Source organism: Pseudidiomarina sp. (assembly GCF_048267825.1).
In the GTDB taxonomy this organism is placed as follows: Bacteria; Pseudomonadota; Gammaproteobacteria; order Enterobacterales; family Alteromonadaceae; genus Pseudidiomarina.
The window spans coordinates 16,166-32,170 of record NZ_JBLWWR010000008.1 but is presented as its reverse complement, the minus strand read 5'-3'; the positions used below and the strand labels follow the sequence as shown (position 1 = coordinate 32,170).

Genomic DNA, 16,005 nt, shown 5'->3' with positions numbered 1-16,005 from the left:
TAAAAAATGAGTAAAAAAGTTACAATTTTTGGAATGCATTCAGTGCGTTCATTGTTAGAACAGCACCCAGAACGGTTGGTTGAAGTTTTCGCTACCCGTGAGCGGCAAGACAAATCACTACAAGAGTTAGTGAGTTTAACCCAACGCTTAGGTATTCGGGTGCAGTTTGTGCCCAAAACAACGTTGGATAAAAAGGCCGAAGGTGGCAATCACCAAGGGATAGCAATTACCGCATTGGAAGCGCCACAACTCAGCGAGAATGACCTTGATGGGTTAATCGATAAGTTTGGCAACAAAGCCTTATTTTTGGTGTTAGATGGCGTAACCGACCCGCATAACCTTGGCGCATGTATGCGTACAGCTGATGCAGCTGGCGTTACTGCAGTCATCGTACCCAAAGACAAGTCTGCGTCGATAAATCCAACCGTCCGTAAAGTTGCAAGCGGCGCGGTTGAGGCAATCCCATTTGTGCAAGTAACTAACCTAGCACGTACCCTGCGCCAGTTGCAAGAAAAACAGGTATGGGTTGTGGGCACGGCAGGCGAAGCAACTAAAAGTTTGTACGAAGTTGATTATACCGGGCCTGTTGCAATTGTTATGGGTGCTGAAGGCGATGGCATGCGACGCCTCACACGAGAAACGTGTGATGAGCTGATCAAGATTCCATTGCTGGGTACCGTGAGTAGTTTGAATGTTTCGGTTGCAACCGGTGTGTGCTTGTACGAAGTGGTGAGACAACGCCATGGCGTTTAAACGCAGTTGGTTGCCGCTGTTTATAACGGCATTGGTAATGATCATGTTGGCTTTGGCTTGGTTACCTTTGGGTGATTTAACACCAGAGCAACGCTCGAACAAACCTTTTCTGTATGTTAGTTATGAGATTCAAGGTGATGTGAATATACAGCACCTTGAAGATGTTGCCTTTGATGTGCGACAGCGCATTGAGCAGCGACATGAATGGCGGCTCTTAGACCAACTTGAACCGCGCGCTTGGCAGCTTACTGTGACGGTCACTTCGGAGCAATTACTGGTGCTAATGGGCCATCTGGAAGCACCAGCTTCCGACGGCCCAAGTCAATCGGTTCAACGGTTTAAAGTGCAAGGGCCAGCTGACAGTTATGCTGCTTTGCCCGAGCAGTTTGTAAAAATACTCATCCAACTTGTTGAAAATGGCCACAACGCGCAATCAAACTTGTGATTGCGCGCAATATCGGCTACACTCCCGCGGCTTAAATCAGTCTGAAGTATTAAATTTCAATTTAAAAAAGCGTTCCTTGCTGCTGAGGGTGCGACTGAGCCAGTTAGTAGCTATGAACCATAAGGAGCAGAAATGCGTCATTATGAAATCGTATTCATGGTCCATCCAGACCAGAGCGAGCAAGTCCCTGGTATGATCGAGCGTTACAGCGAGACCATCAAACAGGGTAACGGTACCATTCATCGTTTAGAAGACTGGGGCCGTCGTCAATTGGCTTACCCAATCAACAAGTTGCACAAAGCACACTATGTGTTGATGAACATCGAAGCGACGTCAGAAGTTGTTGATGAGCTGGAAACAGCTTTCCGCTACAACGACGCAGTATTACGCAACATGATCATGCGCAAAAAAGAAGCTGAAACTGAAGCTTCTCATATGAGCAAGAAAGAAGAACCGCGTAAATCTGATAGCCGTAACGAAGAGCAAGACGACAACGAAGCGGCGTAAGCCAAACCGTTGAGTCTACCATTGTGGAGCCTGTGCAAAATACATATCAACTGAGCGGCGAAATCATTAAACCGCCACAGTTAACGCACAGCCCGGCCGGCATTAGCCATTTGAGATTTGTACTGGAACATCAGTCGGAACAAATCGAAGCCGGACTCCCTCGCCGCAGTTATGTTCGCATTACCGTGGTTATGAGTGGCGATTTAGCGCCACAATGGGCAAACGAATTAAACGTTGGAAATGCAGTACAAGTCACCGGTTTTCTGAATCGTATTGAAGATAGAAACGGGATTGGCAAATTGGTACTACATGCCCAGCAACTTGTGAAGATTTGAGGAGACCATCATGGCTCGTTTTTTCCGTCGCCGTAAATTCTGCCGCTTTAAGGCTGAAGGCGTAAAAGAAATTGATTATAAAGATATCGCTACTCTGAAAAACTATATTACTGAGAGTGGCAAAATCGTTCCTAGCCGCATCACTGGAACTTCTGCGAAGTACCAGCGTCAGTTGGCGCGTGCAATCAAACGTGCACGTTACTTATCGTTGCTGCCTTATACTGATTCACATCAGTAAGCCGCATCGCGAACGATCTCAGAAACTCAGAGGTAGCGTACAATGGAAATAATTCTATTAGACAAAATTGCCAACTTAGGTAGCTTGGGTGACCAAGTTTCAGTTAAGTCTGGTTATGCACGTAACTTTTTGTTCCCACAAGGTAAAGCAGTTCCTGCTACCGAAGCGAACATTAAAGTATTTGAAGGCCGTCGTGCTGAACTTGAAGCAAAACTTGCTGAAGAGTTAGCGGCTGCGCAAGCACGTGCAGAGAAAATTAATGCACTTGAGCCTATTGTAATCAGCTCTAAAGCTGGTGACGAAGGTAAATTGTTTGGTTCAATCGGTACGCGTGACATCGCTGATGCAGTAACTGCTGCTGGCGCTGAAGTTGCTAAGTCCGAAGTGTTAATGCCAAACGGCACCTTGCGTGAAGTTGGCGAATACGACATCGAGTTGCACTTGCACTCAGACGTATTTGCGACTGTTAAATTGCAAGTTGTTGCTGCTGACTAAGCAATCAGTCAAAGCAAAAATAATAAAAAAGCTGTCCACTTGGGCAGCTTTTTTTTTGTTTTTTTTTGAAGCGATATAAACCTTTGGGTAAAGGTGGGCGACTAACCTTATGACTGAAGTTATTAATGAATGCATCTGACCGACTAAAAGGAACTATTGTGACAGCTCAGGTGGTAACACATACACACTTCGATGATCCCGATAAGGCGCTGGTGAAGCGTGCTGCTGAGGGCGATTTGATTGCATTTAGACAGCTCTATGATCGGCATCATCGGCGGGTTTATGGGTTGGTGATGCGCTTAGCTGGGACTTTTGATACAGCAAACGATTTAACTCAGGAAGTTTTTATTCAGGTTTGGAAGTATTTGGCGAATTTTCGTGGTGACAGCAAATTTAGTACTTGGCTGCATACCGTCGCGACTCGGGTTGCGATATCCGAGCTGAGGCAGCAATCGCGGAGATCAGATCATTTACAGTTTGTCGGTGACGATCAGCATGACATTGAGCAAGGGCTTACGCACGAAGACAGCGCAGACTTGGCGGAGTTAGACCGATTAATCCAGCGGCTACCACCGCAGACCCGCTGGGCCTTTGTTTTGCATTGTATTGAGGGCATGCGCCATGAAGACGTTGCAAGCGAGTTGGGCATTGCGGTTGGTACCAGTAAAGCACAAGTACATCGGGCCCGTACGTTGTTAGAGGAGTGGTTGAGCCATGACAGTATCTAAGAGTTCATCATCTAAGCTCGATGAGCTAATTTCTGACGTTGCTGACAAGCATGCAGAGATTACGCCCAATAAAGATTTGTGGCGCGGTATTGAGGCGAGCATTAGCCGTTCACAAGTTAAGGTGTCGATAGGGCGTAACCGTTGGTTGGGTTGGCTATCTGCAACCGCAGCAACCGTACTGGTTATGACGGGCGTCATGTTGAGTGCTATGCACCAAAGCAATACCCCGATTCCCAACCATCAAGGTATCGACTTGTTAACCATGCTGACGGAACAGCATCAGCAGCAACGCCAAGTGTTGTTAACAAGTTTTAATGATGCCGGATATCAGCAATCTGTTAACGAATTAGAGAATGAATTGCAGCAATTGCGTGACGCTGCAACCCAAATTACGGCGCAGTTACGGTTAGAGCCGGACAACGCAGAATTATGGCAGTTTTTGCAGTGGATTCATCAACAGGAACTGGATTTATTGCGAACGATGTATCAACAACCGCGCACCATGCAACGTGCGTAATAGGAGTTAGAGATGAAACAATTAATGTTATGGGTTATGAGTGGCGTTGTACTGACACTATCAGCAACTGTTCAAGCGGAACGAAAAACTGTTGATGAGGAAATGACGATTCCCAGTAATGCGCGCGTGGTTATAGAAACGATGCGTGGTGATGTCATGATTAAGGGTGCAGATAATAACGTCGCTCATGTAAAAGGTAAGCTGGATGAGCATGCCGAGCGCTTTATATTCGAACTTAATGGCGACACCTTAACCATTAAAGTGGAAATGCCTAAGCGTGGACGATACAACGATAATGATGGCAATGAACTCACTATTTCGCTGCCTTCATCCGCTCGCGTTGAAGCCAAAGGCGTGTCAGTCGATTTTGAGGCGTCACAATTTACAGCGCAAAGCATGTTGAAAACCGTCAGTGGCGACATTAAAGCGAATGAATTAACCGGTGGTGTGAAGCTTGAGTCGGTGAGTGGCGACATCAGTGCACGTAACTTAGCTGGTGAAATTGCGTTAAGCAGTGTCAGTGGCGATGTGAGTGATAGTGACAGTGATAGCCGACGGGCAACTTATGCGAGTGTAAGCGGTGACGTTCGCGTTAGCACGAATGCGGCTGTGGTGCGCGCAGAGTCAGTATCTGGTGATGTCGAGTTGGCATTGCAAACGGTTGAATCCTTGCAGGTGAACAGTGTCAGTGGCGACGTAAACATGAAGCTAACAGCTGGCCCGAAAGCACGAATTAATGTCGAAAGTGTGAGTGGGGATGTTGATGCGAAGTTTAACGGTAGCATCAATGCCGATATTACCATTGAGACAAGTGCTGGCGGCACAATCCACAACAAACTCAGCAATGCTAAGCCACAGAAATCGCCATTTGGAATTGGTGAACAGCTGGAGCTTGAGCTGGGTGAGCGTAGTGGCTCAATGCGCTTTGGCACTGTAAGTGGTAATGTCACACTATCTAACTGATATAGTTAATAAATACATGTAATTGGTAAGCGAGTCAGCAAAAAATAAAAGCTGATTCGCTTCCTTCGTTCTGCATCATTTTGTATAGTCTCGCATGACAATCTAATTAAGGTTACTGAGATATCCATGGCAGAGAAGCGCAACGATAAGCAAACACGGAAAGATGCGAAGCTTGATGCGATAAAAACACCCCCGCACTCAATTGAAGCTGAACAGTCAGTGCTTGGCGGACTCATGCTTGATAACCAAGCTTGGGACACCATTGCTGGCGAATTAATTTCCGATGATTTCTATCATCGTGGGCATCGGTTGATTTACCGCGCCATGCACCATCTGTCAGAACGTAACCAACCGATTGACTTAGTCACAGTATCTGAAGTTCTCGAAACGTCAGCTGAATTGCAAGATGTTGGCGGTTTTGCGTACCTTGGTGAAATTGCCAAGAACACGCCCAGTGCCGCTAATATTAGAGCCTATGCGCAAATTGTCCGCGAACGCGCCGTATTGCGGGAAATGATCGCAGTTGCCAATGAAATTGCTGAGTCAGGTTTCGACACGCAAAACCGTACTTCCAGCGAACTCCTGGACTTGGCGGAAAGCAAAGTGTTTCAAATTGCTGAAAAACGCACCAATGAGAACGAAGGGCCTCAGCCCATTTCGCCGATACTGCAAAAAACCATTGACCGCATCGACTTCTTAAGTCGCAATAAAAATCATAACGGCATAACGGGCGCATCAACAGGGTTTTATGATCTCGACCAGATGACCGCTGGTTTGCAGCCGTCGGATTTGATTATTGTCGCTGCACGCCCGTCAATGGGTAAAACGACCTTTGCGATGAACTTGTGTGAAAACATCGCCATGCGCGCCGATAAACCGGTGCTGGTTTTCAGCTTAGAGATGCCATCCGAACAAATTATGATGCGTATGTTAGCGTCGTTAAGCCATGTGGATCAGACCCGGATTCGAACCGGCCGCTTGGAAGAAGACGAGTGGTCTCGTATTGCGTCAACGATTAATATTTTGAAAGATAAAAGCAATATCTTTATCGACGATTCATCTGGCCTTACTCCAACAGAAGTTCGTTCACGCGCCCGCCGGGTGTATCGTGAAAGTGGCGGCCTTTCGATGATTATGGTTGATTACTTGCAGTTGATGACGGTACCCGGAATATCGGAAAACCGAACTTTAGAAATTGCTGAAATATCGCGGTCATTGAAGTCCTTGGCGAAGGAACTCGAGGTGCCTGTGGTGGCACTATCTCAGTTGAACCGTTCATTGGAGCAGCGCACGAACAAGCGTCCTGTTAACTCAGATTTACGGGAGTCAGGTTCAATCGAGCAGGATGCCGACGTGATTATGTTTATCTATCGTGACGAAGTTTATCATCCTGAAAGTGAAGAGCGTGGTATTGCTGAAGTCATTATCGGCAAGCAGCGTAACGGGCCTATTGGCAGCGTGAAGCTTAAATTCCAAGGCCATTATTCGCGATTTGATAATCTTGCCAAAATGGATATGCCTGACGGGCCTGGTTACTAGGGCCCGCTATTCTCGCTAGAAAAGTTACACACAAGCTTTACAAAGTCCATGTGCTTCTATGGATTGCGAAATCACTTTGAATCCTTGATCTTCCGCTTGCTTGCGCAACGCGTCGTAAACACCGTCTGACTGAATTTCTTGTACCGAACCGCATTGCTCACAAATCAGCATTTGTACGGGGTGTTGGTGGTCAAAATGGGTGCATAGTACGTAACTATTGGATGATGTGATTTTGTGGACGAAACCCTGCTCTTGCAAAAAGTCCAGAGCACGATAAATTGTCGGTGGCTTTGCGTTAGGAACAGCGGCTTTCAGCTTGTCCAATAAATCATAAGCACCGATAGCTCCGGCTTGACCGGCTAATATTTCAAACACTTCGCGGCGCGCTGGCGTTAAGCGTGCGCCACGTTGTTCGCAAAGTTTTTCAGCCTTATTAATCAGGCGTTGGGTTTCTTGTGTGTTCATAGAGCGCAGTTTACCATCGGAATCATAAGACGCAAAGCTCCATCTATTGGCTTATTAAAGGAAACAACAATGAAAATGATAAAAAAACTGGGATTGTTGGTTTGTCTGTATGTGTTCAGTATTGTGGCAATTGCCGCAGACGGAGCTTCAATTGACGCGTTACAGCAGCAATTTAAACGCGGCGAATTAACAAGTGTTGTGCTGGTTGAGCGTTATTTAACGCAGATTGAGAAACATAATACTGACGGCGCAAACCTTCGCGCAGTTATCTCATTGCAACAGCGTGAGAAATTACTGGACACTGCAGCGAAACTTGATGCTGAACGACAAGCAGGGAAATACCGCGGGCCGATGCACGGAATACCCGTATTATTGAAAGACAACATTGATACAGCGGATGGGTTAGCAAATACAGCCGGTTCTTATCTTCTGCGCGATCATATGCCGCCGGACGATGCTTTTATTGTACAGCAGTTGCGCGATGCTGGCGCGATTATCCTTGGTAAAGCAAACCTAAGCGAATGGGCAAATTTTCGTTCAACCCATTCTTCTTCGGGCTGGAGTAGCTTGGGTGGTTTAGTAAAGAACCCCTACGACACGACCCGCACAGCCTGTGGTTCGAGCTCAGGATCTGCGGTTGCAGTAAGCGCTAACTTTGTAACCGTGGCAGTAGGTACCGAGACCGATGGCAGCTTAGTTTGCCCGTCAGCTATTAGCGGTGTGGTAACTATTAAGCCAACAGTCGGTTTGTTGAGTCGTGATGGCATTATTCCCATTTCGCACAGCCAAGATACAGCAGGGCCAATTGCACGTAGTGTTGCAGATGCTGTGCACCTGCTGATGGCAATGCGTGGCTTAGATAAAAGCGATTCAGCGAGCTTCGCTTCAGACATTGATTATACGCAAAGCTTACACCGTGACGGACTTGCAGGTAAGCGTATCGGTGTGATGCGCGACTTAGCGGGCTACAACAGTCAGCTGGACCAGGTATTTAATGCACAACTGGATGTATTGAAAGCTGCCGGTGCAACCATTGTTGACGATTTGGAGTTTCCGAACGGGCGCAATTGGGGCGGCGATGAGTACTCGGTGTTACTGTATGAATTTGGCGAAGGGCTGCGTACTTACTTTGAGCAAAGCCCGCATCCTGAGTTCAGTACTCTTGAAGATTTGATTGCTGCGAATAAGGCGGAATCAAGCGTCACCATGAAGTGGTTCGGTCAGGAACTGTTTGAAATGGCTCTGGCGCGCCAAAGCGACCGTGAAGGCTATGAAAAAGCACTGAAGGATGCGCGTCGTAAAGCGCGGGAGGAGGGCATTGATGCCTTACTGTCAGCGAACAACCTTGATGTACTGATTGCCCCTACAGTTTCCCCAGCGTGGAAAATTGACTTTATTAATGGCGACCATTTTACAGGTTCTGCCAGCAGTGCAGCTGCGGTTGCTGGCTACCCACACATTACCGTTCCTATGGGTTTTGTGCATCACATGCCAGTAGGGTTGAGCTTTTTTGGTACCGCAAATAGTGAAGCAACCTTGATTGAAGCCGCATACGGTTATGAGGTGAGAACGCAAGCACGTCGTGCACCAGTGTTGGCTAGCCCTTACTGAGCAAGAGTGGTAGAATCTCGCGCCGTTTTATTTGAACTGATGAACTAACGTTAAATTGAGAACCGATGACTATAAACTACGCTGACAAATTGATATCGATTGCGCCTATGCTCGATTGGACGGACCGTCACTGTCGGTATTTTCATCGGTTATTAACGCATAAATCAGTGCTTTACACTGAAATGGTCACTACCGGCGCGATTATTCACGGGAAAATGGACTTCTTACAATTCAACGCTGCGGAGCAACCCGTGGTGTTGCAACTTGGTGGTAGCGATCCGGCAGCCATGGCCGACTGCACAGTTCGAGCTGCTGAGCGTGGCTACCGCGAAGTTAATATTAATGTAGGGTGCCCTTCTGATCGCGTTCAGAATGGCAGCTTTGGTGCTTGTCTTATGGCGCAACCTGAAACGGTCGCTGCTTGTGTGAAAGCGATGAAGGCTGCATCGCCCAACACGGTAGTGTCAGTGAAAACGCGACTTGGCATAGACGAGCACGATAGTGACGAATATCTGCAAGCCTTCCTTGAGCCGGTGATTGATGCCGGTTGTGAGCATTTTACCTTGCACGCGCGCAACGCTTGGTTGAAAGGATTAAGCCCGAAGCAAAATCGTGATATTCCACCGCTGCGTTATGATCGCGTGTATCGCATGAAGCAACGGTACCCGGAGCTACATATTTCAATAAATGGTGGGATTAAGACCGTTGACGAAATTAAGCATCATTTGGAGTACGTAGATGGTGTCATGATCGGGCGAGAAGCTTATCAAAACCCATTGCTACTAACCCAATTTGACGGTTTGTTCGGTGAACACCAGCAGTTGAACATTGAACATGTCTTAGAAAAAATGATTAGCTATACCGATGTGCATGTGTCAAAAGGTGGGCGTCCTTGGCATGTACTGCGCCATATGATCGGGCTATTTCAAGGTGGCCCGGGTGCCAAAAAGTGGCGTCAGGTATTAAGCCAGCAAGGGCCAACGGCCGTGGATGCGCGTAGCGTCATAGAGACTGCATATGGTGAAGTTATTCAAGCACGTTTACATTTTGCCGAAAAAGTAGCCGATTTCGCTAACGAGGCTGATGTTAGTTAACATTCCCTTTGTTCCATACCACACCGAAGAGCCGTACACATGTACGGCTTTTTCATTTCTAACGTACTGAAAACATGAAGTTAATTAAAGAGTCACAATAAAATTTAGAAATTGGCACAACCTTTGCATTATTCCTGTCGACTAAATAAATAGTCACTTTTTTAACAGGAGATAACCCATGAAAACCACTATCGCAACAGTCATTTTATTATCTAGCGTATTTGCAGGTTCTGCTTTTGCTAACGAATCACAACCACGTGACGTGCTTGAGTCTTCTTTGCAGCGCAGCATTCAGCAGGAAGTTGAAGTAACTCGCAGCCAAGTTAAAGCAGAAAACCAATTAGAACTGGTGCAGTATTTTGCTGAGTTTAAATTTGCATTAAATCCAAGCCGAGTTGCCTCAACCGTGGCAGAAGCCGCAGCTGATTACTTAGCTGGCAACGAGGAATAATCGATGTGGATGCAATCTAGTTTGTTGGTTGTGATGATGGCCGCCCCTGTATTGGGTACAGTGGTTGCAGGTGCGGTCGTTATCGTTTCCACTGCGGTGAGCGTCGACAAATCCAAGTGAATGCGTAGTAAACATGTGGTAGGCTGAACTTCACTTTTAACTATTATAAAGAGGAAGTTGCAGCGTGAATAAGCCGCTTGTTTTGGGTTTGGTCGGCGCCCTAAGCCTGACAACTGCAGCCGCAGCTCAGCAGTACACCGCGAGTGAGCGTGCGCATGAAATTGCACAAAAAAATCTGATCATCGATACCCATATCGATGTGCCATACCGTCTGAATAAAGACTGGGAAGACGTAACGCGTGCAACAGAGCGCGGCGATTTTGATTATCCACGTGCGAAGCAGGGCGGATTGAACGTCCCATTCATGTCGATTTATATTCCTGCTCAATTAGAACAAACCAAAGGTGCCAGCTATCAATTGGCGCATCAGCTTATAGATAGTATGGAAGCACTCGCCTGGCGCGCGCCGCACAAATTTGCGATGGCTTATAGCGTTGACCAAGCAATGCAGCAACAAGAACGCGGTGTAATTTCTATCGCACTTGGCATGGAAAATGGTTCACCGATTGAAGGCGACATGAATAATTTATACGAATTCTACAATCGTGGTATTCGTTATATTACATTGGCGCATAGCCAGTCGAACCATATCTCAGACTCATCCTATGATATTCGACGTCAGTGGAATGGCTTGAGCCCGTTCGGTAAAGAGCTGGTCAAAGAGATGAATAAAGTCGGTGTGATGGTTGATATTTCACACGTATCAGATGAAGCGTTTTGGCAAGCCGTCGAAATATCTGAAGTGCCAGTTATTGCATCGCACTCATCGTTGCGCACCTACACTCCAGGGTTTGAACGCAATATGAGCGACGAAATGATTAAAGGCCTCGCCAAAAATGGCGGTGTTATTATGATCAACTTCGGTTCATCGTTTGTGACGCAACAGGCGAATCGTTACGGTGACATTGTACGCAAACAAATTGCGGCTATTAATGAACAGTTTGGTGAAGGTTCTGATGAGGCTGAAAAGCGTATCGCAGAAGTTCGTGCTAAAAACCCGTTCCCGTATGCCACACTTGAAGAAGTTCTTGACCACATCGACCACGTGAAAAACCTAGTGGGTATCGATTATATCGGTATTGGCTCTGACTACGACGGCGTAGGTGACTCATTACCGGTTGGCTTAAAAGATGTAACAACCTATCCAAACTTAGTTCAAGGTCTTCTTGATCGCGGTTACAGCGAGGCTGACATCGAGAAAGTTTTATATAAAAACTTTGTTCGTGTATGGCGCGAAGCCGAAGACTACGCAGCGAAACACTAAGAACTAAAAGAGCGTTATTGGTTATTCGTTATTGGTTATTCGAAAAAGCGAAACACCAAAAGCGTAAACAAAGAAATCTCCGCCACACTTCGTGCGCGGAGATTTTTCTTTTCCACGACTAACCAGTAACCAATAACGATTAACGAATAACGAATAACGAACATCAATGTTGCTTTTCCCCTTCAAAAGCGTATAATTCGCGGCCACAGTGTTGATCCCCGTTAAGGATTTCAGCACTGGTAGTTGGTTGCCACAGCAGTCCCGATAGGGGATTGAATGGATTTTTCGTTGAAAATGCCACGCCCGGTATGCTGCCAGGGTGTCGGTTTTTTTCTGTGCTCTTTTTTAAATGCTCTTTATTAATTGAGGCTTTGATTTTTATGGCTAATCAAAGAATTCGGATTCGCTTGAAAGCGTTCGATCATCGTCTGATTGACCAGTCGACTGCAGAAATCGTTGAGACTGCAAAACGCACTGGTGCTCAGGTACGTGGCCCAATCCCACTGCCAACGCGCAAAGAACGTTTCACTGTGTTGATTTCACCACACGTGAACAAAGATGCGCGTGACCAGTACGAAATCCGTACCCACAAGCGTTTGATCGACATCATGGACCCAACTGACAAGACTGTAGACGCGCTTATGCGTTTGGATCTTGCGGCGGGCGTTGATGTTCAGATCAGCCTGGGTTAAGCGGACAGTAATAGGATTACACACGAGAGGTTTTAACAATGGCTATTGGTCTAGTCGGTCGTAAAGTAGGAATGACTCGCGTCTTCCAAGAAGACGGCGCTTCTGTACCTGTTACTGTGATCGAAGTGACAGCAAACCGTGTGACTCAGGTGAAAACTGAGGAAACTGACGGTTACCGCGCGCTTCAAGTGACTGCAGGTACAAAAAAAGCAAACCGCGTTACTAAACCACTTGCTGGTCACTTCGCGAAAGCGGGTGTCGAAGCAGGTCGCGGTCTCTGGGAATTCCGCCTAGAGAACGGTGAAGGTGATGATTACGCAGTGGGTTCAGAAATCACTGTAGAAATTTTTGCGGACACCAAAAAAGTAGACGTTACCGGTACCTCTAAAGGTAAAGGTTTCCAAGGTGCTGTTAAGCGCTGGAATTTCCGTACTCAAGACGCTACCCATGGTAACTCGTTGTCGCATCGTGCGCCGGGTTCTATCGGTCAGAACCAGTCTCCGGGTCGGGTATTCAAGGGCAAAAAGATGGCAGGTCAGATGGGTAACAAGCAAATTACCGTACAAACGCTTGACGTAGTACGCGTAGACGCAGAGCGTGGCTTGTTGCTGATTCGTGGTGCTGTCCCTGGTGCTATTGGCGGCGATGTAATCGTTAAGCCAGCAGTCAAGGCAAAGGCGTAACGTCTGAGGAGAATGGTGATGGAATTAACATTAAAAGACGCAAAAGGCGCTCTTGAAGTTTCCGAAGCTACCTTTGGACGTGAGTTCAACGAAGCTCTGATTCATCAGGTAGTCGTTGCTTATGCTGCAGGCGCTCGTCAGGGCACCAAGGCACAAAAGACGCGTTCTGAAGTATCTGGCGGTGGCAAAAAGCCATGGCGTCAGAAGGGTACTGGCCGCGCTCGCGCAGGTACTATCCGCAGCCCAATTTGGCGCTCTGGTGGTACTACGTTTGCAGCGAAACCACGCAGCCACGACCAAAAAGTAAATAAGAAAATGTACCGCGGTGCAATGAAAAGCATCTTGTCTGAACTTGTTCGTCAAGACCGTTTAATCGTGGTAGAGAAATTTGGTGTTGATTCACCAAAAACTAAAGCATTAGCAGCTCAGCTGAAGTCAATGGATTTGAACGACGTTCTTATCGTGACTAAAGAAGTGGAAGAGAATTTGTTCTTAGCCGCACGCAACTTGCATAAAGTTGATGTTCGCGACGTTCAAGGTCTTGACCCAGTAAGCCTGATTGCTTTTGAAAAAGTTTTGATGACTGCTGACGCAGTGAAGCAAATCGAGGAGGTATTATCATGATGCGCGAAGAACGTTTGCTGACTGTAATTCTTGCTCCTCACGTTTCTGAAAAGTCTACTACGACTGCAGAAACAGCTAACACTGTCGTGTTCAAAGTAGCGAAAGACGCAACTAAACCTCAAATCAAAGCAGCGGTAGAAAAGTTGTTTGAAGTTGAAGTTGAAGGCGTTCGCACTGTGAACGTAAAAGGCAAAACCAAACGTACCGGCGCTCGCTTCGGTAAGCGCAGCGACTGGAAAAAAGCGTATGTCACACTGAAAGAAGGTGCGGACATCGACTTCGTCGGCGGCGCTGAGTAACAGGAGGAATTCACATGGCATTAGTTAAGTGTAAGCCTACGTCTCCAGGTCGTCGCCACGTCGTTAAAGTGGTTAACGAAGACCTGTACAAAGGTAAGCCTTACGCCCCATTGTTGGATAAAAACAACAAGAAAGGTGGTCGTAATAACAATGGTCGCATTACAGTTCGTCATATTGGCGGTGGTCACAAGCATCACTACCGTATGGTCGACTTTAAACGCGATAAAGACGGTATCCCAGCGAAAGTTGAGCGTTTGGAATATGATCCAAACCGTTCAGCGAACATCGCTTTGATTCTGTACGCAGATGGCGAACGTCGCTACATTCTTGCTCCAAAAGGCATGAAAGCTGGTGATAAAGTAGCTTCTGGTTCAGATGCACCGATTAAAAGCGGTAACACACTGCCACTGCGTAACATTCCAGTGGGTTCAGTAATACACGCTATCGAAATGAAGCCTGGTAAAGGTGCACAGTTGGCTCGTTCAGCTGGTGCGTCAGTACAGCTTCTAGCTCGTGACGGCGCGTACGTTACTGTACGTCTGCGTTCTGGCGAAATGCGCCGAATTCAGTCGGACTGCCGTGCAACCATCGGCGAAGTAGGCAACGCAGAACACATGCTGCGTCAATTGGGTAAAGCTGGTGCAACGCGCTGGCGTGGTGTTCGTCCTACCGTTCGCGGTGTGGCGATGAACCCAGTTGATCACCCACACGGTGGTGGTGAAGGTCGTACTTCAGGTGGTCGTCATCCGGTTACCCCATGGGGTACTCCGACTAAGGGTTATAAGACCCGTAAGAACAAGCGTACAGATAAGTTCATCGTACGTCGTCGCAACAAATAAGAGTTGAGGATCTAACATGCCACGTTCTCTTAAAAAAGGTCCATTTATAGACCTTCACCTACTTAACAAGGTGGAGAAAGCGTTGGAAGCCGGGGACAAAAAGCCAATTAAAACTTGGTCCCGTCGTTCAATGATTATCCCTGATATGATCGGCCTAACAATTGCTGTTCATAATGGTCGCCAGCACGTACCAGTTTTCGTTTCTGACGAAATGATTGGTCACAAGCTTGGTGAATTCGCACCAACACGCACTTATCGTGGCCACGCCGCTGATAAGAAAGCGAAGAAACGCTAAGGGAGACATGAGATGGAAGCTATTGCTATTCACAAGTTTGCCAAGCTTTCTGCGCAAAAAGGGCGTTTGGTAGCGGATCAGATTCGCGGTTTGCCAGTAGCGAAAGCGCTGGACGTTTTGAACTACAGCCCTAAAGATGCAGCATTGCTGCTGAAAAAGGTGTTGGAGTCAGCGATTGCGAATGCTGAACACAACGAAGGTGCCGACATCGACGAGTTAAAAGTTGCTAAAATCATGGTAGACGAAGGTCCAACCATGAAACGCATCAAGCCTCGTGCGAAAGGTCGTGCTGATCGTATCTTAAAGCGTACCAGCCACATTACTGTGGTTGTATCAGATAGCTAGGAGATAAAATTATGGGTCAGAAAGTACATCCTAATGGTATTCGCCTAGGTATCACCAAACCATGGAATTCAACCTGGTTCGCGAATACGAAAGATTTTGCTGATAACCTGCACAGTGATCATTTGGTTCGTAAGATGTTGAACGAAAAATTGGCCAGCGCGTCAGTTTCTCGTATCGTCATCGAGCGTCCTGCCAAGAGCATCCGCGTGACTATCCACACAGCCCGTCCAGGCGTTGTGATTGGTAAGAAAGGCGAAGACGTTGAGAAATTGCGTCAAGCAGTTTCAAAACTGACTGGTGTTCCTGCGCAAATCAACATCTCAGAAGTGCGCAAGCCTGAGCTTGACTCACAACTGGTTGCTGAAAATATCGCTGGCCAGCTAGTGCGCCGTGTAATGTTCCGTCGTGCTATGAAGCGCGCGGTTCAGAACGCAATGCGTCTTGGCGCCAAAGGTATCAAAGTAGAAGTTAGCGGCCGTTTAGGCGGCGCGGAAATCGCACGTACCGAATGGTACCGCGAAGGTCGAGTGCCATTGCACACATTGCGTGCAGACATCGATTATTCAACCGCTGAAGCTAACACCACTTACGGTATCATTGGTATCAAAGTATGGATCTTCAAAGGCGAAGTTCTTGGCGGTATGCCTGTTGCTGAGGAAAAACCAGCAGCTCCAGCAAAACGCCCTAAAGGCCGTAAGTAAGG

General features: G+C 47.1%; 23 protein-coding genes. 22 read left to right on the top strand and 1 reads right to left on the bottom strand.

The features are described 5' to 3' along the window. Positions 1–6 precede the first annotated feature (6 nt). The 10 genes from rlmB (at position 7) to dnaB (ending at position 6,520) form a co-directional block, all read left to right on the top strand. The gene (rlmB, locus tag ACN0UN_RS08015) at positions 7–753 is read left to right on the top strand and encodes a 23S rRNA (guanosine(2251)-2'-O)-methyltransferase RlmB (protein WP_417659511.1); all 747 of its coding nucleotides are present in this window, start codon (positions 7–9) and stop codon (positions 751–753) included. Next, positions 743–1,198 (top strand): hypothetical protein, encoded by a 456-nt coding sequence (locus tag ACN0UN_RS08010; RefSeq protein WP_417659510.1) that lies wholly within the window; start codon positions 743–745, stop codon positions 1,196–1,198. Before rlmB ends, ACN0UN_RS08010 begins: the two co-directional genes overlap by 11 nt. 132 nt (positions 1,199–1,330) lie before the next feature. After that, positions 1,331–1,705, top strand: coding sequence for a 30S ribosomal protein S6 (gene rpsF, locus ACN0UN_RS08005; protein WP_128352033.1), 375 nt, complete (start codon positions 1,331–1,333; stop codon positions 1,703–1,705). A 32-nt stretch (positions 1,706–1,737) separates the two neighbouring features. Then, positions 1,738–2,040, top strand: a complete 303-nt coding sequence (gene priB, locus ACN0UN_RS08000; RefSeq protein ID WP_339877816.1) for a primosomal replication protein N — start codon at positions 1,738–1,740, stop codon at positions 2,038–2,040. Positions 2,041–2,050: 10 nt separating this feature from the next. After that, entirely contained in the window at positions 2,051–2,278 is a 228-nt protein-coding gene (gene rpsR, locus ACN0UN_RS07995) for a 30S ribosomal protein S18 (RefSeq protein WP_006956988.1), read from the top strand. Positions 2,279–2,320: 42 nt separating this feature from the next. Further along, entirely contained in the window at positions 2,321–2,773 is a 453-nt protein-coding gene (gene rplI, locus ACN0UN_RS07990; protein ID WP_417659509.1) for a 50S ribosomal protein L9, read from the top strand. Between the two features lie 158 nt (positions 2,774–2,931). Then, entirely contained in the window at positions 2,932–3,501 is a 570-nt protein-coding gene (locus tag ACN0UN_RS07985) for an RNA polymerase sigma factor (RefSeq protein WP_417659508.1), read from the top strand. Then, positions 3,488–4,018, top strand: coding sequence for a hypothetical protein (locus ACN0UN_RS07980; protein ID WP_417659507.1), 531 nt, complete (start codon positions 3,488–3,490; stop codon positions 4,016–4,018). Before ACN0UN_RS07985 ends, ACN0UN_RS07980 begins: the two co-directional genes overlap by 14 nt. A 12-nt stretch (positions 4,019–4,030) precedes the next feature. Next, entirely contained in the window at positions 4,031–4,981 is a 951-nt protein-coding gene (locus ACN0UN_RS07975) for a DUF4097 family beta strand repeat-containing protein (RefSeq protein WP_417659506.1), read from the top strand. 126 nt (positions 4,982–5,107) lie between these two features. Beyond that, positions 5,108–6,520, top strand: a complete 1,413-nt coding sequence (gene dnaB / locus ACN0UN_RS07970) for a replicative DNA helicase (protein ID WP_417659505.1) — start codon at positions 5,108–5,110, stop codon at positions 6,518–6,520. Positions 6,521–6,544: 24 nt separating this feature from the next. Here the strand turns inward: dnaB and zur are convergent, their stop codons facing one another. Beyond that, complete coding sequence (gene zur, locus ACN0UN_RS07965; RefSeq protein WP_417659504.1) at positions 6,545–6,985, bottom strand: zinc uptake transcriptional repressor Zur; 441 nt, start codon at positions 6,983–6,985, stop codon at positions 6,545–6,547. Between the two features lie 69 nt (positions 6,986–7,054). On the opposite strand from zur, the gene ACN0UN_RS07960 reads away from it, so the two are divergent. The 12 genes from ACN0UN_RS07960 (at position 7,055) to rpsC (ending at position 16,003) form a co-directional block, all read left to right on the top strand. Continuing rightward, on the top strand, positions 7,055–8,596 hold the full coding sequence (locus ACN0UN_RS07960; RefSeq protein ID WP_417659503.1) for an amidase: 1,542 nt from the start codon (positions 7,055–7,057) through the stop codon (positions 8,594–8,596). A 65-nt stretch (positions 8,597–8,661) separates the two neighbouring features. After that, the gene (gene dusA, locus ACN0UN_RS07955) at positions 8,662–9,690 is read left to right on the top strand and encodes a tRNA dihydrouridine(20/20a) synthase DusA (protein WP_417659502.1); all 1,029 of its coding nucleotides are present in this window, start codon (positions 8,662–8,664) and stop codon (positions 9,688–9,690) included. A gap of 178 nt (positions 9,691–9,868) precedes the next feature. After that, positions 9,869–10,141 (top strand): hypothetical protein, encoded by a 273-nt coding sequence (locus tag ACN0UN_RS07950; protein ID WP_128352023.1) that lies wholly within the window; start codon positions 9,869–9,871, stop codon positions 10,139–10,141. Between the two features lie 184 nt (positions 10,142–10,325). Beyond that, entirely contained in the window at positions 10,326–11,525 is a 1,200-nt protein-coding gene (locus ACN0UN_RS07945) for a dipeptidase (protein WP_417659501.1), read from the top strand. 380 nt (positions 11,526–11,905) lie between these two features. Further along, positions 11,906–12,217 carry a 30S ribosomal protein S10 gene (gene rpsJ, locus ACN0UN_RS07940; protein WP_008488677.1) on the top strand — a complete coding sequence of 104 codons (312 nt, stop codon included), beginning with the start codon at positions 11,906–11,908 and terminating at the stop codon, positions 12,215–12,217. Positions 12,218–12,255: 38 nt separating this feature from the next. Then, positions 12,256–12,900, top strand: coding sequence for a 50S ribosomal protein L3 (gene rplC, locus ACN0UN_RS07935; protein ID WP_128352021.1), 645 nt, complete (start codon positions 12,256–12,258; stop codon positions 12,898–12,900). Between the two features lie 18 nt (positions 12,901–12,918). Then, on the top strand, positions 12,919–13,524 hold the full coding sequence (gene rplD, locus ACN0UN_RS07930) for a 50S ribosomal protein L4 (protein ID WP_128352020.1): 606 nt from the start codon (positions 12,919–12,921) through the stop codon (positions 13,522–13,524). Beyond that, positions 13,521–13,823 carry a 50S ribosomal protein L23 gene (gene rplW, locus ACN0UN_RS07925; RefSeq protein ID WP_055438604.1) on the top strand — a complete coding sequence of 101 codons (303 nt, stop codon included), beginning with the start codon at positions 13,521–13,523 and terminating at the stop codon, positions 13,821–13,823. Before rplD ends, rplW begins: the two co-directional genes overlap by 4 nt. Positions 13,824–13,837: 14 nt before the next feature. Next, positions 13,838–14,662 carry a 50S ribosomal protein L2 gene (rplB, locus tag ACN0UN_RS07920; protein WP_128352019.1) on the top strand — a complete coding sequence of 275 codons (825 nt, stop codon included), beginning with the start codon at positions 13,838–13,840 and terminating at the stop codon, positions 14,660–14,662. A gap of 16 nt (positions 14,663–14,678) precedes the next feature. Then, positions 14,679–14,957 (top strand): 30S ribosomal protein S19, encoded by a 279-nt coding sequence (gene rpsS, locus ACN0UN_RS07915; protein WP_026860408.1) that lies wholly within the window; start codon positions 14,679–14,681, stop codon positions 14,955–14,957. A 12-nt stretch (positions 14,958–14,969) separates the two neighbouring features. Continuing rightward, on the top strand, positions 14,970–15,302 hold the full coding sequence (gene rplV / locus ACN0UN_RS07910; protein ID WP_128352018.1) for a 50S ribosomal protein L22: 333 nt from the start codon (positions 14,970–14,972) through the stop codon (positions 15,300–15,302). Between the two features lie 11 nt (positions 15,303–15,313). Next, positions 15,314–16,003 carry a 30S ribosomal protein S3 gene (gene rpsC / locus ACN0UN_RS07905; RefSeq protein ID WP_128352017.1) on the top strand — a complete coding sequence of 230 codons (690 nt, stop codon included), beginning with the start codon at positions 15,314–15,316 and terminating at the stop codon, positions 16,001–16,003. Positions 16,004–16,005: the final 2 nt, after the last annotated feature.